We start from the raw sequence: 18,006 nt of genomic DNA on the forward strand, positions 1-18,006 counted from the left end.
AGTGTTCAACTTCAAAGGGACTGGGATATAACTCCACGAGTTACAACCCAGTCCCTTTGGAAAATCGCCAAAGAATCTGACTTTTGGCATCGATCATTGTGTTTTAAAGTGCGAAACAAAACCGATTTTTAGTTTTGTTCTGCACTTTTTTTAGCTAGAGTGAATTATATCAATTCAGATTTTTTGATTTGCTCATAGGCCTGTTCTCCATCATGGCATTTATCCCAAATGACCGCTTGGCCGCAAGCTAAGGATTTTTTTACATCGATGATTCGCTGGTTACTGCTTCCTCTGAATTGTAAGTTCAAATTCTTTTTTGATAGCTCAAAGCGTCCATCGACTAAAATATCGATTTTGCTCAGTAACTCTAATTTATCAGGAGATTCCAGCAGCAGTTCTTCAAAGGTATAGCCGGACCAGGACCAAATATCTTTAGCTAAACCAAATTCTTTATGAACACGATTGACAACAGTTAAGCAAACCTGTGTATTTAAAAAAGGCTCCCCACCTAATAAAGTCAATCCCTGAACGTAATCGTGAGAGAGATCTTCAATAATTTTATCCTCTAACTCTTTTGTAAAAGGCTTTCCATACCGGAAACTCTGCACGGCTTGATTAAAGCATCCTTCACAAGCGAATAAACAGCCACTGACGTATAAGCTATTTCGAACTCCTTCGCCATCAACGAAATTGAATGCCTTGTAATCAGCAACATAGTTTTGACTAAGCTCATCTGCTAGCCACTCTTGAGGTTTAGGATTTCTCATGACAGTTCCTTCTTTCAAATAAAAGTAAACAACATTTCCATAGTAGTTCATCTAAATGACGATTATGAATAAGAAGTACAATAAATAGCTAAACAACTGAAAAGGTGAGACTATTTTTCCAGTTGCTTAGCTGAATGGTTTATTTCATATGCTTCACTCGTGAAGAGATTTCTTTGTGTCGGCCATGAACCATCGGTCTTGCTTGTGGATTACCTAGATAGCCGCAAGTCCGTTTTACAACATCACAAGATTTTGGATCATGATTGCCGCATTGTGGACATTCAAAGCCTCGTTCAGTTGGATTGAAATCTCCCTCAAAGCCGCATTCATAGCAATGATCGATCGGTGTATTTGTTCCGAGGTAACCAACACGGTCATAAGCATAATCCCAAACTGATTCTAAAGCTTTAGGGTTTTGTTGTAAGACAGGATACTCACAATAATGAATAAAACCACCAGAACAATATTGAGGATAGTCTTTTTCAAAATCTAGTTTTTCAAATGGCGTTGGATTTTTACGTACATCATAATGGAAGCTATTTGTGTAATACTCTTTATCGGTGATATTCTCTACTACTCCAAATTTTTCAGCATCCAAGCGGCAGAAACGGTCAGTCAGACTTTCACTAGGCGTAGAATAGACACTGAAATGATAACCATAATCATTGCCCCATTGATCGGCATGGGCTTTTAGATCTTTCAAGATTGCAAGCGTGAAATCTTTTGCTTCTGGATCGTTTTCCCAATCGCCACCATAAAAGGCAGCAGCGACTTCATACAAACCAATGTAACCTAATGAAATGGTTGCACGCTTATTTTTGAATAATTCATTGACTGATTCTTTTCTAGATAAACGTTTCCCAAAAGCGCCATACATATAAAGGATCGGTGCATTGGCTGGGATCGCTTCTTTACAGCGTTCCACACGATAGACTAAAGCGTCTTTCATGATACCTAAACGTTCTTCTAAAAGTGTCCAGAATTTATTTAAGTCGCCGTTTGCTTCCATTGCGATTCTTGGTAGATTCAACGTAACTACCCCAAGGTTCATACGACCGACATTGATTTCTTCTCCATGTTCATCCTTCCAGCCCTGTAGGAAAGAACGACAACCCATAGGTACTTTGAAGCTGCCAGTCAATTCAACGATTTTATCGTAACTCAAAACATCTGGATACATCCGTTTTGTTGCACATTCCAGCGCTAATTGTTTTACATCATAGTTTGGATCAGTTTCATTTAGATTGACACCGCGTTTCAATGTGAAAATCAACTTAGGAAAGATCGCTGTTCGTTTTTCACTACCTAATCCATTGATCCTGATTTGTAAGATCGCTTTTTGAATTTCACGCTCAAACCAGTTTAATCCCAAACCAAAGCCTAAAGAAGTAAAAGGAGTTTGCCCGTTTGACGTAAACAGAGTATTGATCTCATATTCTAAACTTTGCATCGCATCGTAGATATCTTTTTGCGTTTTAGCTTTGGCAAATTCTTCTTGGCGTTCAGTGCCGTCGATCCATTCTTTCGCATCTGCCAAATGTTTTTCATAATTTAATTTTGCAAAAGGAGCAAGCAGTTCATCTACACGGTCAGCTGAGCAGCCGCCATATTGACTTGAAGCTACATTAGCGATGATTTGAGAAATTTGAGCAGTCGCTGTTTGGATCGATTTAGGCGATTCAACCTCTGCATTACCAATTTTAAAACCGTTATTCAACATGCCCTTAAAGTCGATCAGGCAACAGTTTGTCATTGGGGTATATGGATGATAATCTAAATCATGATAGTGGATATCTCCTTTTTGATGGGCATTTGCCACATGTGGAGGAAGCATCTTCAATCCAATCGATTTCCCAACGATCCCTGCAGTTAAATCACGCTGTGTATTGAATACATCGCTGTCTTTATTTGCATTTTCGTTGACGACCGTTTGATCCTTATTGATCAATTTACCGATCGTAAAATTGATATCTGTTGATTTGCTGCGTTCAAAATCACGGCGTGTACGGTAGTTGATATATTCTTCTGCAAGCTCGTACTCATTTTTAGCAAGTAAAATATGTTCTACGATATTTTGAATTTCATAGATTTTGACATTATCTGCAAAACGTTCCGCAATTTCTTGATCGATTCGTTCCACGATTTCCTGAATGCGCTCATGAGCAAGGGGGTCTAATGAACCACGAATTTTTTGTTCAGCTTTGATCAAAGCATCATAAATTTTCTGGTCATTAAAATCAACTAGACGTCCATCTCTTTTGATAATTTTCATCGTATGCAAAGGTAAATCAGTAGCACCCACGTCATTTTTAGCTTGCTTAATCTCCATCATTTATAACCCATCTCCTCATAGATTTATTCCTTTCCTATCATAAATCAAATTATCGAAAGTTTCAACTATATATAGTGGCTATTTTTTATTTTTTATCACGTGAACAACTATATATAGTGTTTATTAAAAATGAAAAAAGTATGAAAACGACTGCCTAAAAGGTTTGTGGAAAGTGTCACAACTTTTTGTCAGGAAAAATAAATACTTCCTAAACATTTTATTATCATTACTTAATTGTAAGAGGAATCGATGTTCACCAGTTCAAAAAATTGGTAGAATAAGGACAATGAATAAACTGGAGCGAATCAGATGAAAAAAATTTTAGAAGTGAATCATCTAAGTAAATCTTATGGCTATCGAAATAATAAGGTTCAGGTCCTAAACAATATTTCCTTTTCTGTAGAACAAGGCGAATTTGTTGGGATCATGGGACCAAGCGGAGCGGGGAAGTCAACATTGCTGAATGCGATTTCGACTATCGCTTTGCCGACGACTGGCACAGTTCAGATCGATGGTCAGGATATTTTAAAAATGCGAAATAATCAAATCAGCGATTTTCGTCGCAAAGAATTAGGGTTTATTTTTCAGGATTTCAATTTGCTGGATACGTTGAATGTGAAAGACAACATTTTATTACCGTTAGCGATCGATCGAATACCGATTGAAAAGATGGAGCAGCGTTTGAACCATGTGGCTACTATTTTGGGAATTGAGCAATTATTGGAAGAATATCCTAATACGATTTCGGTAGGTCAAAAGCAGCGGGTTGCTGCAGCTAGAGCATTGATCACAGAGCCCAAATTGATTTTTGCGGATGAACCTACCGGCGCACTAGATTCTAAGTCGGCTGCGGAGCTGCTCCAATATATGACGAATATGAATGTTGAGGATGATGCAACGATCATGATGGTGACGCATGATCCTTATACGGCAAGTTACTGTAATCGTATTTTATTTATCAAAGATGGGGTGATTTTTTCAGAAGTCGTACGCCAAGGATCAAGAAAGGAATTTTTCAATCGAGTGATCGATATGCAGGCCACGATTGGCGGAGGTGGTCGTGCCAATGATTTTTAACTTATCCTGGAAAAATTTTAAAGGGCAATTTTTGAATTATTTAGTTTATTTTGTCAGTATGACGTTTGCGGTAGTTGTTTATTATTGTTTTAGCGCAATTACATACAATCGTTCATTGACGAATCGGCTAGGGCAGGAAATCCATATAGATGGTGCAATGAATCTAGGTGGTGTTTTGATTGTCATCATGATTTTAGGTTTTATGTTTGCAGCAAATCATTTCTTCTTATTGAAACGTCGAAAAGAGATTGGGCTGTATCAGCTGGTTGGAATGAAAAAGGCGCAGATATCCTTATTGTTTTTTATTGAAACATTATTTTTAGGCGCTATTTCCTTGATCACGGGCTTGTTTTTAGGTGTGATTTTTTCGAAGCTCTTTTCGATGATTCTTGCCAAAGCGATGTTTATACAGGTAGAAAGCTTGTTTTCTATCTCGATTCCTTCGATGATTCAAACGAGTGTTGTATTCGTTTTTATGTTACTGGCGGTATCGATTCGAAGTACTTGGCTGATTTATCTGTATCAGGTGACCAATTTACTAACACCTGAAAATAAACGATTAGCTACTTCTAGTCGATTATCCGGATTTAAAGCGGGGCTTGGTGTTTTCGGTGCGTTCTTGATTCTTTTGGGTTATTTTTTATCATATAATATTGTACGGTTTATTGCACTTTTGATGAAAACTTCACTGGGATTTAGCGGTTTTTTTATTGCTCCTCTAGTTATTTTAGCAATTTGCTGTATTGGTACTTTTCTATTTTTTAAATATACGATGCATCTAGTGGTTTATTTATTTACAAAAAATCGCTCAGCTTATTATCGAAATTTGAATATGGTTACTATTGGAAATACAAAACTTCATATGACAAGAGTGGGCAGTACACTTTTTGCGGTCACGATTTTTATTGCCATTGCATTGGGTATGATCGGAGGCTCAGCCTCTGTTTATACGATTGGCATGAATTCTGTGAATATTGTTGCTCCAAATGACTATATCGTAGCGGAGGATGATCTTGATAAAATAGTGGGGACAATCGAAAATGAGCCAGACACCTCAATAAAATCGCAAGTAGAATTGAATTATAAGCTGACCGGCAGCCGATATAGTCTTAAGATTGGTCAAGATGCGAGTCAAAGTAATTTAAGCCCAGTCAATATAATGGCTCTTTCAAATTACCGTGAATTTCAAAAATATAACCATTACTTAAAGAATATCGACTTGAAACATCCGACCGATCTGGTTGTTTTGGATAGTATTCAAAACACATTAGCCGGCGTTATCCGTTATGATTCTGACTTTATTTTTTCCGAAAATGCCAGATTTCAGATCGCCGATGTTCGACCGGATTATTTAGGTCAGGATCTGCTTCGTTATAGTTTTCCAACGGTGATCGTCTCAGACGAAGAGTTCAACAAAATCAATACAGGGATCAGCTACTCATTATATGCGATAAATGTAGAGTCGAAAGATGAAGAGGCTCTCTCTGATAAAATAGCTGAAGAAATAAAACCAAAATGGATCGCACCTGTTTATTATAATTATCAGTGGAAAAATCAGAAAATTGAAGGCTACACTTCAAAAACAAGTCAGCATCCAGAAAAAAAAGAAGGACAAGATCAATCTGATTCAGACGAGCAAGAGTATTGGCAATTAAATTATACCAGTCGTTTTTCTGATTTGAGATACAAAAGAAGAGAGATGGGCTTGTTTATCTATGTTGCTATGTTTCTGGGAATCTTAGCATTGATCATTACAGGGAGTATTCTGATGCTGCATCAGTTTTCGGAAGCTGAAAGAGAAAAGGAGCGCTATGAGCTATTAAAGAAAATCGGAATTTCTGAAAAAGAGATTCGAAAACTTGTCTATCAACAAAATAGCATCATCTTTTTTCCACCAATGATCATTGGTGTTCTCCATGCGAGCTTTGCTATTTATATTTTTAGTAAAATCGTTACCAGTTCAGGCTATTGGTTAGCCTATTTATCTTGTGGTCTGTTGATTTTAATATATTTAGCGTATTATTTTTTAACTTCAGCGATTTATATTCGAATCGTACTTGAGAAAGATTAAATAAATGAATGTAGAAGAAGGTTAAAAATGGATAATAAAATAAAACTATGCTTCATTTTCTAGGCATTCAAGTATATAATAGGTAAATGTGTTTAATATAACTAAGAAAATTCGAATAACCTTAATGATTTTTTAAAAAAATAATGATACTAAAAAAATAAATTTCTAACGTTTCCAAATACTCAATCAAGGGTGGAGCAAAGCTTATGACTTTTGTCCACCCTTTTTTTATGGAAGTGACAAAACTGTTAGTAAAAAACAGTTATTTGTTAGCAAATTGGATTTCTTTTTTCATTTTACTTTATTACAATTACCTTACAAAAAAGGTAATAGGTGACTGTTTAGGAGGGCTAAAAATTGAAAGAATTTTTGAATAGGAGCAATGTTCAATATTGGAGCAAATTTATCGGAAAAACAATTTTTTATTTTGGCATACTATTGATGCTGATTTACTTGTATCATTATAAAAATATTGATGGTGGATCATTTATTTATAATGAGTTTTAGAAAGGAGAGACTTCAACATGATTACTGATATTATTGAAGCAGTCGATCGTTGGGGAATAAATGAGCCAAATCGACCTGTGTATATTGAAGCTGATCAAACATATACTTACGGAGAATTAAAAAGAGACTCCGATGCTGTTGCTGGATATTTACAGCAAAACATAGAACGCTCTCGTCCTGTGGTTGTTTATGGGGAACTAGAATTCGACATGTTAGCCTGCTTTCTTGGCGCCTCTAAAGCTGGTCATGCCTATATCCCAATCGAAGCTCATACACCGGCTGAACGGATCGAAATGATTTTAGATGTTGCGGAGCCAGCGTTGATCTTCTCTATAGCAGACTGGCCGGACATCGCGACCCAAGCTGAAATTATTTCTTTAGAAAAAGTGAAGGAAGAGCATACGATTTCTACTTCAGCAGACACGCTTCGACCAGTTGAAGGATCACAAACCTACTATATTATTTTTACCTCTGGAACGACAGGTGTTCCTAAAGGGGTTCAAATCAGTCACACCAACTTATTGAGTTTTGTAAACTGGGAGCTGGCAGATTTTGGCATCTCTGAAGGGATGCGCTTTTTATCGCAAGCACCATATTCCTTTGATTTGTCGGTAATGGATCTCTATCCTGCATTAGTTTCAGGAGGCTCTTTGACGCCAATGAAGAAAGAAATCATCACCGATTTTAAACAACTGTTCAAGGTTCTTCCGACTCTAGAGATAGAGGTTTGGGTTTCGACTCCTTCATTCATGGATATCTGTTTGATGGAACCAAATTTTGAACAAAAAAATGTAAAGAGTCTGAAAATTTTCTTATTCTGCGGAGAAGAGTTACCGAAAGCAACTGCGCAAAAATTACTGGAGCGTTTTCCAGATGCTCATATTTTTAATACCTATGGGCCAACGGAAGCAACTGTGGCTATTTCCGGAGTTGAGATTACACCAGAATTGTTAGAAAAGTATGATCGAATACCGATCGGATATGTAAAAGAAGACACACACGTATATATTATGGATGAAAATACTGAACTGCCAGAGGGCGAAGTAGGAGAAATCATCATTGCAGGACCAAGTGTTTCTAAAGGATATATGAACAACAAAGAAAAAACAGAAGCAGCCTTTTTTGAGTATCAAGGCCAGCCAGCATATCGTACAGGCGACGCTGGAAAGCTGGAAGAAAACATGCTGATTTATGACGGACGAATCGATTTTCAGATAAAAATGCACGGTTACCGCATTGAGCTTGAAGATATCGATCACCATCTGGCTAACGTTTCCTACGTAAAACAAGCTGCAGTCGTACCAAAATATCATGAACATAAAGTCCAGCAGTTAGTTGCGTTTGTCGTTGCTCATCCAAATGAATTTGAAAAAGAATTCAAATTAACAAAAGCAATCAAAGAAGAACTAGGTCAAACGGTCATGGATTATATGATTCCACAAAAATTTGTTTACGTGGAGCAGTTGCCGCTGACTCCCAATGGAAAGATCGATCGTAAGGGATTGATGAATGAGGTGAATGTAACATGATGGGCTTTCCGCATATGATTCCCTACGCGAATCCGCTCTATTTTATTTATTTGCTAGTCGCACTGTTGCCAATGATTTTGACCTTATTGATCAAAGGAAAGCGCTGGTCATGGTATCAAGTGCTAGTTACACTATTTTTCTTGTATATGAGCTTTGGCGGAGAGGATTGGAAGCAAGGCGTTGCCTTGATTGGTTATGTGATTTGGCAAACGATTTTGGTTTGGTTCTATTTTCATTATCGACAAAAACAAAATGCCGCATGGGCTTTCTATTTAGCTGTTTTTCTGGCCATCTTGCCATTAGTACTTGTTAAAGTAGTGCCGTTTGTATCAGGTCATGCCTCATTGTTGGGCTTTTTGGGAATTTCTTATTTGACATTTAAATCTGTTCAAATCATCATGGAAATGCGGGATGGTTCGATCAAGGAGTACAATGTGTTTCGATACATCCAATTCCTTTTGTTCTTCCCAACGATATCTTCCGGCCCTATTGACAGGTATCGCCGTTTTGAGAAAGATGTCGAAAATCCGCCAGCACCTGAAAAATATGTTGATTTTTTAGGAAAAGGAATTCATAATTTCTTCCTAGGCTTTTTATACAAATTTATTATCGGGTATTACTTTGGTCAGGTTTTGATGCCTGTTGCAGCTAAGATAGCTGAAAAAAATGGCGGCTTCTCCTGGGCATTGGTTGCGTACATGTATATTTATAGTATGTATCTATTTTTTGATTTTGCTGGTTATAGCCTGTTTGCAGTTGGGACAAGTTATTTGATGGGCTACGATACGCCAGTCAATTTTAATAAACCTTTCTTGAGCTGGAATATCAAAGAATTTTGGAATCGTTGGCATATGACTTTATCTTTTTGGTTCCGTGATTATATTTATATGCGCTTGATGTTCACACTGATAAAAAAGAAAGTGTTTAAGAGTCGGATCGTTGCTTCTAATGTCGGATATTTCGCTTTGTTTTTACTGATGGGCGTTTGGCACGGACTGACTTGGTATTATTTAGCTTATGGTATATATCATGCAACATTGATTTGTGTGACGGATGCTTGGCTGCGTTTTAAGAAAAAACACAAAGAAAATATCCCATCCAATAAGTTTACGCACGCAATGGCAGTATTTTTAACATTTAATGCAGTATGTTTCAGTTTCCTGATTTTTTCAGGATTTTTGGATACGTTATTTTTCAAATAAAATATGAGTTAAAGGAGAATGGATCATGAATGTAGAAGAAACAGTTTTAGATATTTTAGAAGAAATCACAGGTACGGATGAGGTAAAAGAAGATAAAGAGGTAAATTTATTCGACGAAGGACTAATGGATTCATTAGCAACGGTTCAATTGTTAGTCGAAATCGAAGGACAATTAGGTGTACAAGTCCCTGTTTCAGAATTTGACCGCGAATTGTGGAACACACCTAATAAAGTCATTGAACAAGTGAAAGCATTACAGTAATGACAATGAAAAAAAAGATTTGGGGAATCATTGGGCCGATCCTGGTTTCCGCGGTTCTTTTGGCTGTATTTTTCTTTGCACCGTTCAAAATAGATGTAGATAGCAAGCATGTTTTAGCTGATGCATCTACATCGATGGCGACGAATGTTTTAAAAGGAGATGCAATCAAAAATAAAGCGATTGGCTCAAAGGAATATGTCCCATTTTTTGGTTCTTCTGAACTGAGCCGGATCAGTCCGTTTCATCCTTCTGTCTTGGCGGAAAAATATGACCGAGATTATCGGCCGTTTTTATTGGGAGCGCCAGGTACGCAGTCATTGACACAAGCCATGATGATGCAGTCGATGGGGAAAAATCTTTCGCATAAAAAAGTAGTTTTTATCCTTTCTCCTCAATGGTTTGTTGAGCAAGGAGTGACGAATGACTATTTCAATGCCTATTATTCAGAACTACAGACGTATCAGTGGGTGAGTGATTTAAAGACAGTTACAGAAGATGATAAATATTTTGCGGAGCGTTTATTAGATTTCCCCAAGGTAAGAGATGATAAACGCCTAACAAGCGCATTGTCCGATATTCGAGCAGGAGAGCTGCCGGATACTTCTGATAAACAATATATTGAATTGATGCTGAATATGTTCTCAAGAGAAGATGAATTGTTTAGTAAAATTGGGATGGTCAGCAAAAATCAAGCCATCGAAAAAGCAGAGAAACATCTGCCTAATGTCTATGATGAACAGGCACTTGATGATCTAGCGATTACGATCGGACGAAAAGCAACAAGTAATAACCCGTTTGAAATTTCTAATCCTTTTTATACAAAGCGCGTGAAGAAGAAATTAAATCATTTAGAAAATTCTCAAAAGAATTGGAATTATCTTTCCTCACCGGAATATTCAGACTTACAATTAGCTTTGAGTCAATTGTCGCAAGACAATGCAGAGGTGTTATTCATTATTCCGCCAGTCAACAAACGCTGGACAGACTTTACTGGTTTGTCTCAGGAAATGCTGCAGGGTTTTTCTAAGAAAGTGAAATATCAGCTCGAAAGTCAGGGATTTACGAATATTGCTGATTTTTCAAAGGAATGCGACACACAATATTTCATGGCGGATACGATTCATTTAGGCTGGCGCGGCTGGTTAGCAGCAGATCAGCGGATTCGACCATTTCTGGAAGACAAGAAAGTAACTACACCAAATTATCAGCTGAATCCAGCCTTTTATTCAAAGGAATGGCAGGAACAAGACCCAGCTGATTTATAGAAATAAATGTTAGGCTCCGAATAGAAAAGAACGAAGAATGAAACAGAGCCATTGCTGCGTTGTTTCATTCTCCGTTCTTTTTATAAGCAAAAGTAAGTTAAATCCAAACATCATTTTCTGCTGTCAGCTCGCTACTGTTATCGCCAGTTTTGACCACACCTTTTGGCTCGATCAGCAAAATTTGACATTCCTTTTCTGAGAAAGGTCGATGTTCCACTCCTTTTGGAATAACAAACATTTGTCCTTGCGCTAATTCAACTTTTCCATCTCGAAATTCAATAGTCATTTCTCCATCCAAAACTAAAAATACTTCATCTGTGTCCTCATGTTGATGCCACACAAAACGATCCAAGATTTTCACTAATTTAAATTGATAATCATTCATTTCTGCGATGACCTTTGGCGACCAATGTTTATTAAAAAGAGTTAATTTTTGCTTTAAATCAATAGCTGTATACTTCATACACTTGTTTTCCTTTCCTTATTCATTTTTTTTATTGAGCAAAGCCAATTAGTAAATTTGTATCATTATAGCATATCAAACGATGCTGAAAATGGATCATTTGAAGTAAAAACAAATAGTTTCTTTATTTTTATTTAAAAATGAATGGTATAATACTAGAGGAACTATTCAGGAAGGGAGTTTTATACTGTGGATCAAAAAGAAGAACAAATGCTGATCGAGCTTACAAATGCCAAAGGTGTACCCGGAAATGAAGGAGAGGTCAGAGATCTGTTCAAAAAATATGCGGAGCCTTTTGCAGATAAGATCATATATGACGGATTAGGCAGTATCATTGCTAAACGTATCGGTGATAAAGAAGGACCAAAAGTCTTTTTCTCAGGTCACTTGGATGAAGTTGGTTTTATGGTGACTCAAATCACGGATAAAGGTTTTATCAAATTTCAAACGCTTGGCGGCTGGTGGGGACAAGTGATGCTGGCACAACAAGTACAGATCAAAACTACAAAAGGCAAGCTGTTTCATGGAGTGATCGGATCGAAACCACCTCATGTATTAACACCGGATGCGCGAAAACAGCCATATGAAGTGGCGGATATGTTTATCGATATTGGTGCGTCAAGTTCAGAACAAGTTGCCGAATGGGGCATCAGACCTGGGGATATGATCACACCATATATTGAATATCGTCGTATGAATGATACAAAATTTATGTTAGCTAAAGCTTGGGATAATCGTATCGGGACAGCGGTATCATTGAAAGTGTTGGAGAATCTAGCTGAGCAAGGGCACCCTAATGTTATCTTTGCTGGAAGTGATGTACAAGAAGAGGTCGGTCTGCGTGGTGCTCAAACCAGTACTCATTTAGTCGATCCTGATATCGCATTCGCACTTGATACTGGAACAGCAGGAGATACACCGGGCATGACACCGAAGGAAGCTGATTCTGAATTAGGTAAGGGACCACAAATTTTGATTTTTGACGCATCGATGATTCCACATAAAAAACTACGTGATTTTGTGATTCAGGTAGCGGAGGAAAATGATATACCTTTCCAATATACAGTTATCACAGGCGGAGGAACGGATGCTGGCAGAATGCATTTGACTCGAAACGGTGTTCCTTCATTGGCGATTACAGTGCCGGTTCGTTATTTACATTCACATACATCAATGATCCATGAAGATGATTATTTGAATACAGTTAAATTAGTAACAGAAGTGATCAAGCGATTGGATCAAGAAACGGTTGCGAAGATCCGTGAGTATTAATTAAGAAAGGTTTTTGTTTATGAAAAGTCAAATTACAAATGCTATGCATCGAGAGCAAGCACGGATTTCCTTGAAGAATCAATGGGGAACGATGGCTTGGATTACCTTTTTGGCGGTTTTTATTCGATTTATTATTGGTTCAGTCGTGGGAGGGATCGCTAACTTCCCGCAAGATAGTGCAGGAAATAATGTGATGTCTTTTTTACTAAATAATTTTCTGTTTTTTGCGATTACGTATGGTACGTATTTTTGTGCGCTGCAAGTCCTTCGCGGCAAGCGCGTGCAGGCAAATATGCTGACAGCGATTTTTCAGGGGAAGTTCTATTTGCCAATGCTATTGATCAATTTTACTCAGACTATTATTGAGCTTGTGTTGAACGTACTTGTGTTATTGCCGATTTTCATCTCATATGGTGCAACAATCTATTTTGGCTTGATGTTCAATACAGTGACAGTTGACCAATTTAGAACTGAAATGACTGGGGATATTTCCTTAGCTTTGTTATTGATCATTTTTGGTTTGTTGATGATCTTGATCAGTGTGTTTGTTAGCGGAGTGTTCCAATTCGCTGTTTGGGTGAAAATGGATGATCCTGAGCTGTCAGTTAGTGATGCACTTAAATATGCACTGTTCTTGATGAAAGGCCGTTTTGGTCAATATTTACTTTTACAGCTTTCATTTATTGGCTGGTTTATTATTGGAACATTAGTGTTTGGTATCGGATTACTATGGGTGATTCCTTATCATGATGTAGCAATTGCAAGCTTTTATGACACATCCCGTGATGAAAAAGGAGCACCAAAAGTTATTGATTAATATAAACTAGAGCTGTCTTTCAATAGGCATGCTCTTTTTTTGTTTCCTCAGTTAATTCTTTCCCGTTATTTTCCATTTTTATGTTACCATAAGGATGAGAAGAATGAAGGAGGTCGATGGAGTTGAACATTACCGTTTTAGGCTGTTTAGGCGCATATCCATATAAAGGCGAAGGAACAAGTTCGTATTTGTTGGAATCGGATGGGTTTCAGCTTTTATTAGATGCAGGAAGTACAACGCTTGTAAATTTGGAGGAGCATATCGATCCTTTGACCCTTGATGCTGTGATTTTATCTCACTACCATCATGATCATATCGCTGATCTAGGTGTATTGCAGTATTACCGCCAATTATATCCGGTGATGGAACCGACGCCTATTTTACCGATTTATGGACATACAGATGATCAAATTCATTTTGAGGCATTGAATATGCCGAATGTCTCAAAAGCGGTACCGTATTTTGAGGCTGAAGAATTAAAAATAGGGCCATTTTTGATTACCTTCATGAAAACGATCCATCCAGTTCCTTGTTATGCCATGCGTTTTGTAGAGGAAAAAACAGGCAAGGTTTTTGTTTATACGGGAGACTCAGGTTACTTAGAAAGCTTTATTGATTTTGCTGAGAATGCGGATGTTTTTTTAGCAGATACGTATTTATTTGAAGGAAATGAACAGCATCATGCGCATTTCACGTCCAAAGAATCAGGAGAAATCGCTAAAGCTGCTCATGTTAAAACGCTTGTTTTGACTCATTTGCCTCAACATGGTTCGTTGGAAGAGCTAAAAGAGCAAGCGCAAAAAGCAGCTGGAGATCAAGTCGAAGTTTGTTTAGCAGAGAGAAATTTAGTTATTACTATTTAAGGAGTGAGCGAGTGTGATTTTTGTACCAAATGAAAATAATGACCCAAGAGTAAACTTAGCAATCGAGACATATCTTCTAAAAGAAAAGCCATTGGATGAACCGATATTATTATTTTATATCAATGATCCATCGATCATCATTGGTCGTAATCAAAACACCATCGAAGAAATCAATAAAGAATATGTAGATGAAAAAGGGATCCATGTTGTTCGTCGTTTAAGCGGTGGTGGTGCAGTGTATCATGATCATGGCAATCTGAATTTCAGCTTCATCATGCCGGATGATGGCAATTCCTTCCGTGATTTTGCTAAAGTCACGCAGCCGATCATTCAAGCCTTGCATGAGCTTGGTGTTTCCGGAGCTGAATTAAAAGGTCGTAATGATTTAGTGATCGACGGCATGAAATTTTCAGGCAACGCGATGTACGCGACTGCCGGTAGAATGTTTGCTCATGGAACATTGATGTTTGATAGCGATATCGACGAAGTAGTCAACGCTTTAAAAGTTCGCAAAGATAAAATTGAATCAAAGGGAATCAAATCTGTTCGTTCACGTGTAACGAATATCAAACCATTCTTACCTGAAGAAAAACAAGGAATGACGACAGAAGAATTTCGTGAGGACATTTTATTGAAAATCTTTGGAGTAGATTCTGTCAATCAAGTAAAAACGTACGAATTGATTGATGATGACTGGAAAAAAATCAATAAAATATCTGATGAATATTACCGTAATTGGGATTGGAACTACGGCAAATCTCCTGCATTCAACTTAGAACGCCGCCATCGCTTCCCAATTGGGGCAATCGATGCTCAAATGAATGTAGAAGACGGTGAAATCAAAGAAATCAAAATTTTCGGTGATTTCTTTGGCTTAGGTGAAATCAAAGATGTCGAAGAAATTCTAACTGGTACAAAATATGAAAAAGCAGCGATCGAAGAAGCTGTCGACAAAATCGATGTGAAGAAATACTTCGGCAATATCGAAAAAGCCGATCTAGTCTCATTGTTATACTAAATAGGACAACAAAAAAAGAAATCGATCTTATAAGCCAAGTAGAGGTCGCTTATCGGCTGCTTTTTGTTAGCTGTTTACTTAAATTTAAAGAGTGTGGAACAAAACTGATTTTTGGTTTTGCTCTACATTCTTTTTTGACATCAATGCTATCTCTTCGTATAATAAAGAAGCGAAAAGGAGCGAAATGTATGCGAAATGAAATGATGCATCGACCAGTTGTCAAAAAGGAACTTGTCGATTTTATGCGAGATAAACAAAAGAAAATCGAAGGTGAATTAGGTGTGATCGAAGAAGAAGCTCACGAAGCTGGAGTTCCGGTCATTCCTCATGAAACAGTGGTTTTTTTACAATTTTTCTTAGATCAAATGAAGCCTAAAAATATTTTGGAAATTGGGACTGCGATCGGTTTTTCTTCTAGTTTGATGGCACAATATGTCGGGGAAGAAGGGCATGTCACGACGATCGATCGATTTGATGTCATGATCAGAAAAGCGAAAGCTACTTATAAACGCTTAGGTTTAGAGGAGAAAGTGACTCTACTTGAAGGACAAGCTGCTGAAATTTTACCTACATTAACTGGTCCATATGATTTTATTTTTATGGATAGTGCAAAATCAAAGTACATTGAGTTTTTACCTGAATGTTTACGTTTATTACGTGTTGGTGGTGTTTTAATGGTGGATGACGTGTTTCAGGCAGGAACGATCTTAGATCCAATCGAAGAGATCCCCCGCAGCCAGCGGACGATCCACAGAAAGCTAAATCAATTTTTAGATACTGTGATGACTCATCCAGATTTGACTTCAACTCTGTTACCGTTAGGTGATGGTGTGATCATGATCACTAAAAATAAAGAGCTAACTGAATAATTCATCTACTCAGATCAAAATAGCATCATTTGGTCTGAGTTTTTCTACATCCACAATCAAACAATAGGAGGAGAGAGGAATGAAAGCGGTTGTCATTTATGAAGCAGGAGGACCTGAAAATTTAGTTTATGAAACTGTTCCAACGCCAACACTTAAAGAAGGTTGGTCATTGATCAAGGTGATGGGGTTTGGCATCAATCATTCAGAAATTTTTACAAGAGAAGGAAAGTCTCCTTCAGTCAAGTTCCCTCGCATTTTAGGTATTGAATGTGTGGGTATGATCGAAGAAACAACAGATCCAGTTAAGTTGCCGCTAGGGCAAAAAGTCGTTTCGATTATGGGAGAAATGGGACGAGACTACGATGGCAGTTATGCGGAATATGCGCTATTACCAAATGAACAGATTTATCCAGTCTGTACTAAGCTTTCTTGGGAAACCTTAGCAACGATCCCAGAAACCTATTACACAGCATTTGGCTCTATGCAAAATTTAAATATACAGCCAACAGATAAGGTGCTCGTAAGAGGTGCAACAAGCGGAGTAGGCAATGCATTTCTTAAATTACTCAAAGGAAAATATCCTAAAATCGTGGTAGACGGGACCAGCAGACAGATGGATAAACAAACGAAATTGCTCGCAGCAGGTTTTGATCATGTGATCGAAGATCGAAATGGGTATTTACAAACAGCTAATTCTTACGACAAAATTTTAGAATTGATTGGTCCGGCAACGATCAAAGATAGTTTTAACTATCTTAACGAAGGCGGTATTTTATGCAGCACTGGTCAGTTAGGAGGAAAGTGGTTCCTTGAAAACTTTGATCCGATCATTGATCTGAAAAGGAACAGCTACTTAACAAGCTTTTATTCTGGGAATGTCGATAGTGAAAAATTAACTCAATTATTGACTTATATAGATAAAAATAAGATAAACATCAAACCAGAAAAAATTTTTCAACTCAAAGAATTATCAAAAGCACATGAATATTTACAAAGCAGCGGTAGCTTTGGGAAAGTGATTATCTTAAATGAAGGAATCGAAATTGAAGAAAAATGATGAACAAAAAATAAAAATATTGAATAATTTAGTGGCTCATTACGGATATCAGTATTGGTGGGAACAGGAAAATCGAATCGCTGACTGGGTATCGATGATTTTGATCCAGCAAACAACTGAAAAAAATGCGAATAAAGCATTAGATAATCTGACACCTCATCTTACTGTGGAGTCTCTACTGATGATCGATCTAGACACGTTGCAGGAATTGATTCGTCCAGCAGGCTTTTACAAACAAAAAAGCAGCTATATCAAGGCGTTGATCGAGTGGTTTGCTTCACATGATGCTGATCTTGACAAATTTCGTTCTTATCCGACAGATATACTTAGAAAAGAACTTTTAGCAATCAAAGGTGTGGGAGGAGAAACCGCAGATGCGATGCTTTTATACATCTTTGAAAGAAATGTCTTTATTGCAGATCAATATGCTATGCGCTTGTTTGCCCGCTTTGGTTACGGTCCTTACAAAAATTATGAAGCGATGCGTAAAGAATTCAATCATTTGACTGAGCAAATTCCCCATCAGCTATGTAAAGAATGGCATGCAGCAATTGATGTTCATGGAAAACAGTTCGCTAGAAATAAGAAGATGGATGAAAAATTCCTTTTAGCATAAAAAGAAGTTGTATCCTAGT

Annotated in this window: 17 protein-coding genes; 14 read left to right on the top strand and 3 right to left on the bottom strand. The window is 37.5% G+C overall.

The genetic code is table 11. The annotated features are described in order from the left end of the window. Positions 1–164 precede the first annotated feature (164 nt). Entirely contained in the window at positions 165–767 is a 603-nt protein-coding gene (nrdG, locus tag A5889_RS13890; RefSeq protein WP_087639396.1) for an anaerobic ribonucleoside-triphosphate reductase activating protein, read from the bottom strand. Between the two features lie 139 nt (positions 768–906). Next, entirely contained in the window at positions 907–3,099 is a 2,193-nt protein-coding gene (gene nrdD, locus A5889_RS13895) for an anaerobic ribonucleoside-triphosphate reductase (protein WP_087639397.1), read from the bottom strand. 309 nt (positions 3,100–3,408) lie between these two features. Between nrdD and A5889_RS13900 the strand changes: the two genes are divergently transcribed. The 7 genes from A5889_RS13900 (at position 3,409) to dltD (ending at position 11,012) form a co-directional block, all read left to right on the top strand. Continuing rightward, on the top strand, positions 3,409–4,176 hold the full coding sequence (locus A5889_RS13900) for an ABC transporter ATP-binding protein (protein ID WP_087639398.1): 768 nt from the start codon (positions 3,409–3,411) through the stop codon (positions 4,174–4,176). Continuing rightward, on the top strand, positions 4,166–6,247 hold the full coding sequence (locus A5889_RS13905; protein WP_087639399.1) for an ABC transporter permease: 2,082 nt from the start codon (positions 4,166–4,168) through the stop codon (positions 6,245–6,247). The genes A5889_RS13900 and A5889_RS13905 overlap by 11 nt, the downstream gene beginning before the upstream one ends. A gap of 357 nt (positions 6,248–6,604) precedes the next feature. Continuing rightward, a complete protein-coding gene (locus A5889_RS13910; RefSeq protein WP_087639400.1) occupies positions 6,605–6,754 on the top strand; it encodes a teichoic acid D-Ala incorporation-associated protein DltX in 150 nt (49 codons plus the stop codon). Positions 6,755–6,771: 17 nt separating this feature from the next. After that, complete coding sequence (gene dltA / locus A5889_RS13915; RefSeq protein WP_087639401.1) at positions 6,772–8,283, top strand: D-alanine--poly(phosphoribitol) ligase subunit DltA; 1,512 nt, start codon at positions 6,772–6,774, stop codon at positions 8,281–8,283. Further along, positions 8,280–9,485, top strand: a complete 1,206-nt coding sequence (gene dltB / locus A5889_RS13920; protein ID WP_176372734.1) for a D-alanyl-lipoteichoic acid biosynthesis protein DltB — start codon at positions 8,280–8,282, stop codon at positions 9,483–9,485. The genes dltA and dltB overlap by 4 nt, the downstream gene beginning before the upstream one ends. A gap of 25 nt (positions 9,486–9,510) precedes the next feature. Beyond that, entirely contained in the window at positions 9,511–9,747 is a 237-nt protein-coding gene (gene dltC, locus A5889_RS13925) for a D-alanine--poly(phosphoribitol) ligase subunit DltC (protein WP_087639402.1), read from the top strand. Further along, on the top strand, positions 9,747–11,012 hold the full coding sequence (gene dltD / locus A5889_RS13930; protein ID WP_176372735.1) for a D-alanyl-lipoteichoic acid biosynthesis protein DltD: 1,266 nt from the start codon (positions 9,747–9,749) through the stop codon (positions 11,010–11,012). Before dltC ends, dltD begins: the two co-directional genes overlap by 1 nt. Positions 11,013–11,109: 97 nt before the next feature. Here the strand turns inward: dltD and A5889_RS13935 are convergent, their stop codons facing one another. Further along, a complete protein-coding gene (locus tag A5889_RS13935) occupies positions 11,110–11,475 on the bottom strand; it encodes a cupin domain-containing protein (protein WP_087639403.1) in 366 nt (121 codons plus the stop codon). Positions 11,476–11,664: 189 nt separating this feature from the next. Here A5889_RS13935 and A5889_RS13940 point away from each other — a divergent pair, with 189 nt between their 5' ends. From A5889_RS13940 to A5889_RS13970, 7 genes are all read left to right on the top strand, one after another. Then, positions 11,665–12,747, top strand: a complete 1,083-nt coding sequence (locus tag A5889_RS13940) for a M42 family metallopeptidase (RefSeq protein WP_176372736.1) — start codon at positions 11,665–11,667, stop codon at positions 12,745–12,747. Between the two features lie 19 nt (positions 12,748–12,766). Continuing rightward, complete coding sequence (locus A5889_RS13945) at positions 12,767–13,564, top strand: DUF975 family protein (RefSeq protein ID WP_087639404.1); 798 nt, start codon at positions 12,767–12,769, stop codon at positions 13,562–13,564. A 122-nt stretch (positions 13,565–13,686) separates the two neighbouring features. Continuing rightward, on the top strand, positions 13,687–14,427 hold the full coding sequence (locus A5889_RS13950) for an MBL fold metallo-hydrolase (RefSeq protein WP_087640389.1): 741 nt from the start codon (positions 13,687–13,689) through the stop codon (positions 14,425–14,427). A gap of 13 nt (positions 14,428–14,440) precedes the next feature. Continuing rightward, positions 14,441–15,445 carry a lipoate--protein ligase gene (locus A5889_RS13955; RefSeq protein WP_087639405.1) on the top strand — a complete coding sequence of 335 codons (1,005 nt, stop codon included), beginning with the start codon at positions 14,441–14,443 and terminating at the stop codon, positions 15,443–15,445. A 188-nt stretch (positions 15,446–15,633) separates the two neighbouring features. Next, complete coding sequence (locus tag A5889_RS13960; RefSeq protein WP_087639406.1) at positions 15,634–16,314, top strand: O-methyltransferase; 681 nt, start codon at positions 15,634–15,636, stop codon at positions 16,312–16,314. A 79-nt stretch (positions 16,315–16,393) separates the two neighbouring features. Beyond that, the gene (locus A5889_RS13965) at positions 16,394–17,371 is read left to right on the top strand and encodes a zinc-binding dehydrogenase (RefSeq protein ID WP_207114662.1); all 978 of its coding nucleotides are present in this window, start codon (positions 16,394–16,396) and stop codon (positions 17,369–17,371) included. After that, positions 17,343–17,987 (top strand): endonuclease III domain-containing protein, encoded by a 645-nt coding sequence (locus A5889_RS13970; protein ID WP_087639413.1) that lies wholly within the window; start codon positions 17,343–17,345, stop codon positions 17,985–17,987. The genes A5889_RS13965 and A5889_RS13970 overlap by 29 nt, the downstream gene beginning before the upstream one ends. The last annotated feature ends 19 nt before the right edge of the window (positions 17,988–18,006 follow it).

It is taken from the genome of Enterococcus sp. 9D6_DIV0238 (assembly GCF_002174455.2).
Taxonomy (GTDB): Bacteria; Bacillota; Bacilli; order Lactobacillales; family Enterococcaceae; genus Enterococcus_L; species Enterococcus_L dunnyi.

Coding starts and splice junctions, on each gene's coding strand:
- A5889_RS13960 (WP_087639406.1), top strand. CDS start 15,634: ATGCGAAATGAAATGATGCATCGACCAGTTGTCAAAAAGGAACTTGTC.
- dltC (WP_087639402.1), top strand. CDS start 9,511: ATGAATGTAGAAGAAACAGTTTTAGATATTTTAGAAGAAATCACAGGT.
- A5889_RS13965 (WP_207114662.1), top strand. CDS start 16,394: ATGAAAGCGGTTGTCATTTATGAAGCAGGAGGACCTGAAAATTTAGTT.
- nrdD (WP_087639397.1), bottom strand. CDS start 3,099: ATGATGGAGATTAAGCAAGCTAAAAATGACGTGGGTGCTACTGATTTA.
- nrdG (WP_087639396.1), bottom strand. CDS start 767: ATGAGAAATCCTAAACCTCAAGAGTGGCTAGCAGATGAGCTTAGTCAA.
- dltA (WP_087639401.1), top strand. CDS start 6,772: ATGATTACTGATATTATTGAAGCAGTCGATCGTTGGGGAATAAATGAG.
- A5889_RS13900 (WP_087639398.1), top strand. CDS start 3,409: ATGAAAAAAATTTTAGAAGTGAATCATCTAAGTAAATCTTATGGCTAT.
- A5889_RS13945 (WP_087639404.1), top strand. CDS start 12,767: ATGAAAAGTCAAATTACAAATGCTATGCATCGAGAGCAAGCACGGATT.
- dltD (WP_176372735.1), top strand. CDS start 9,747: ATGACAATGAAAAAAAAGATTTGGGGAATCATTGGGCCGATCCTGGTT.
- A5889_RS13970 (WP_087639413.1), top strand. CDS start 17,343: ATGAAGGAATCGAAATTGAAGAAAAATGATGAACAAAAAATAAAAATA.
- A5889_RS13935 (WP_087639403.1), bottom strand. CDS start 11,475: ATGAAGTATACAGCTATTGATTTAAAGCAAAAATTAACTCTTTTTAAT.
- A5889_RS13905 (WP_087639399.1), top strand. CDS start 4,166: ATGATTTTTAACTTATCCTGGAAAAATTTTAAAGGGCAATTTTTGAAT.
- dltB (WP_176372734.1), top strand. CDS start 8,280: ATGATGGGCTTTCCGCATATGATTCCCTACGCGAATCCGCTCTATTTT.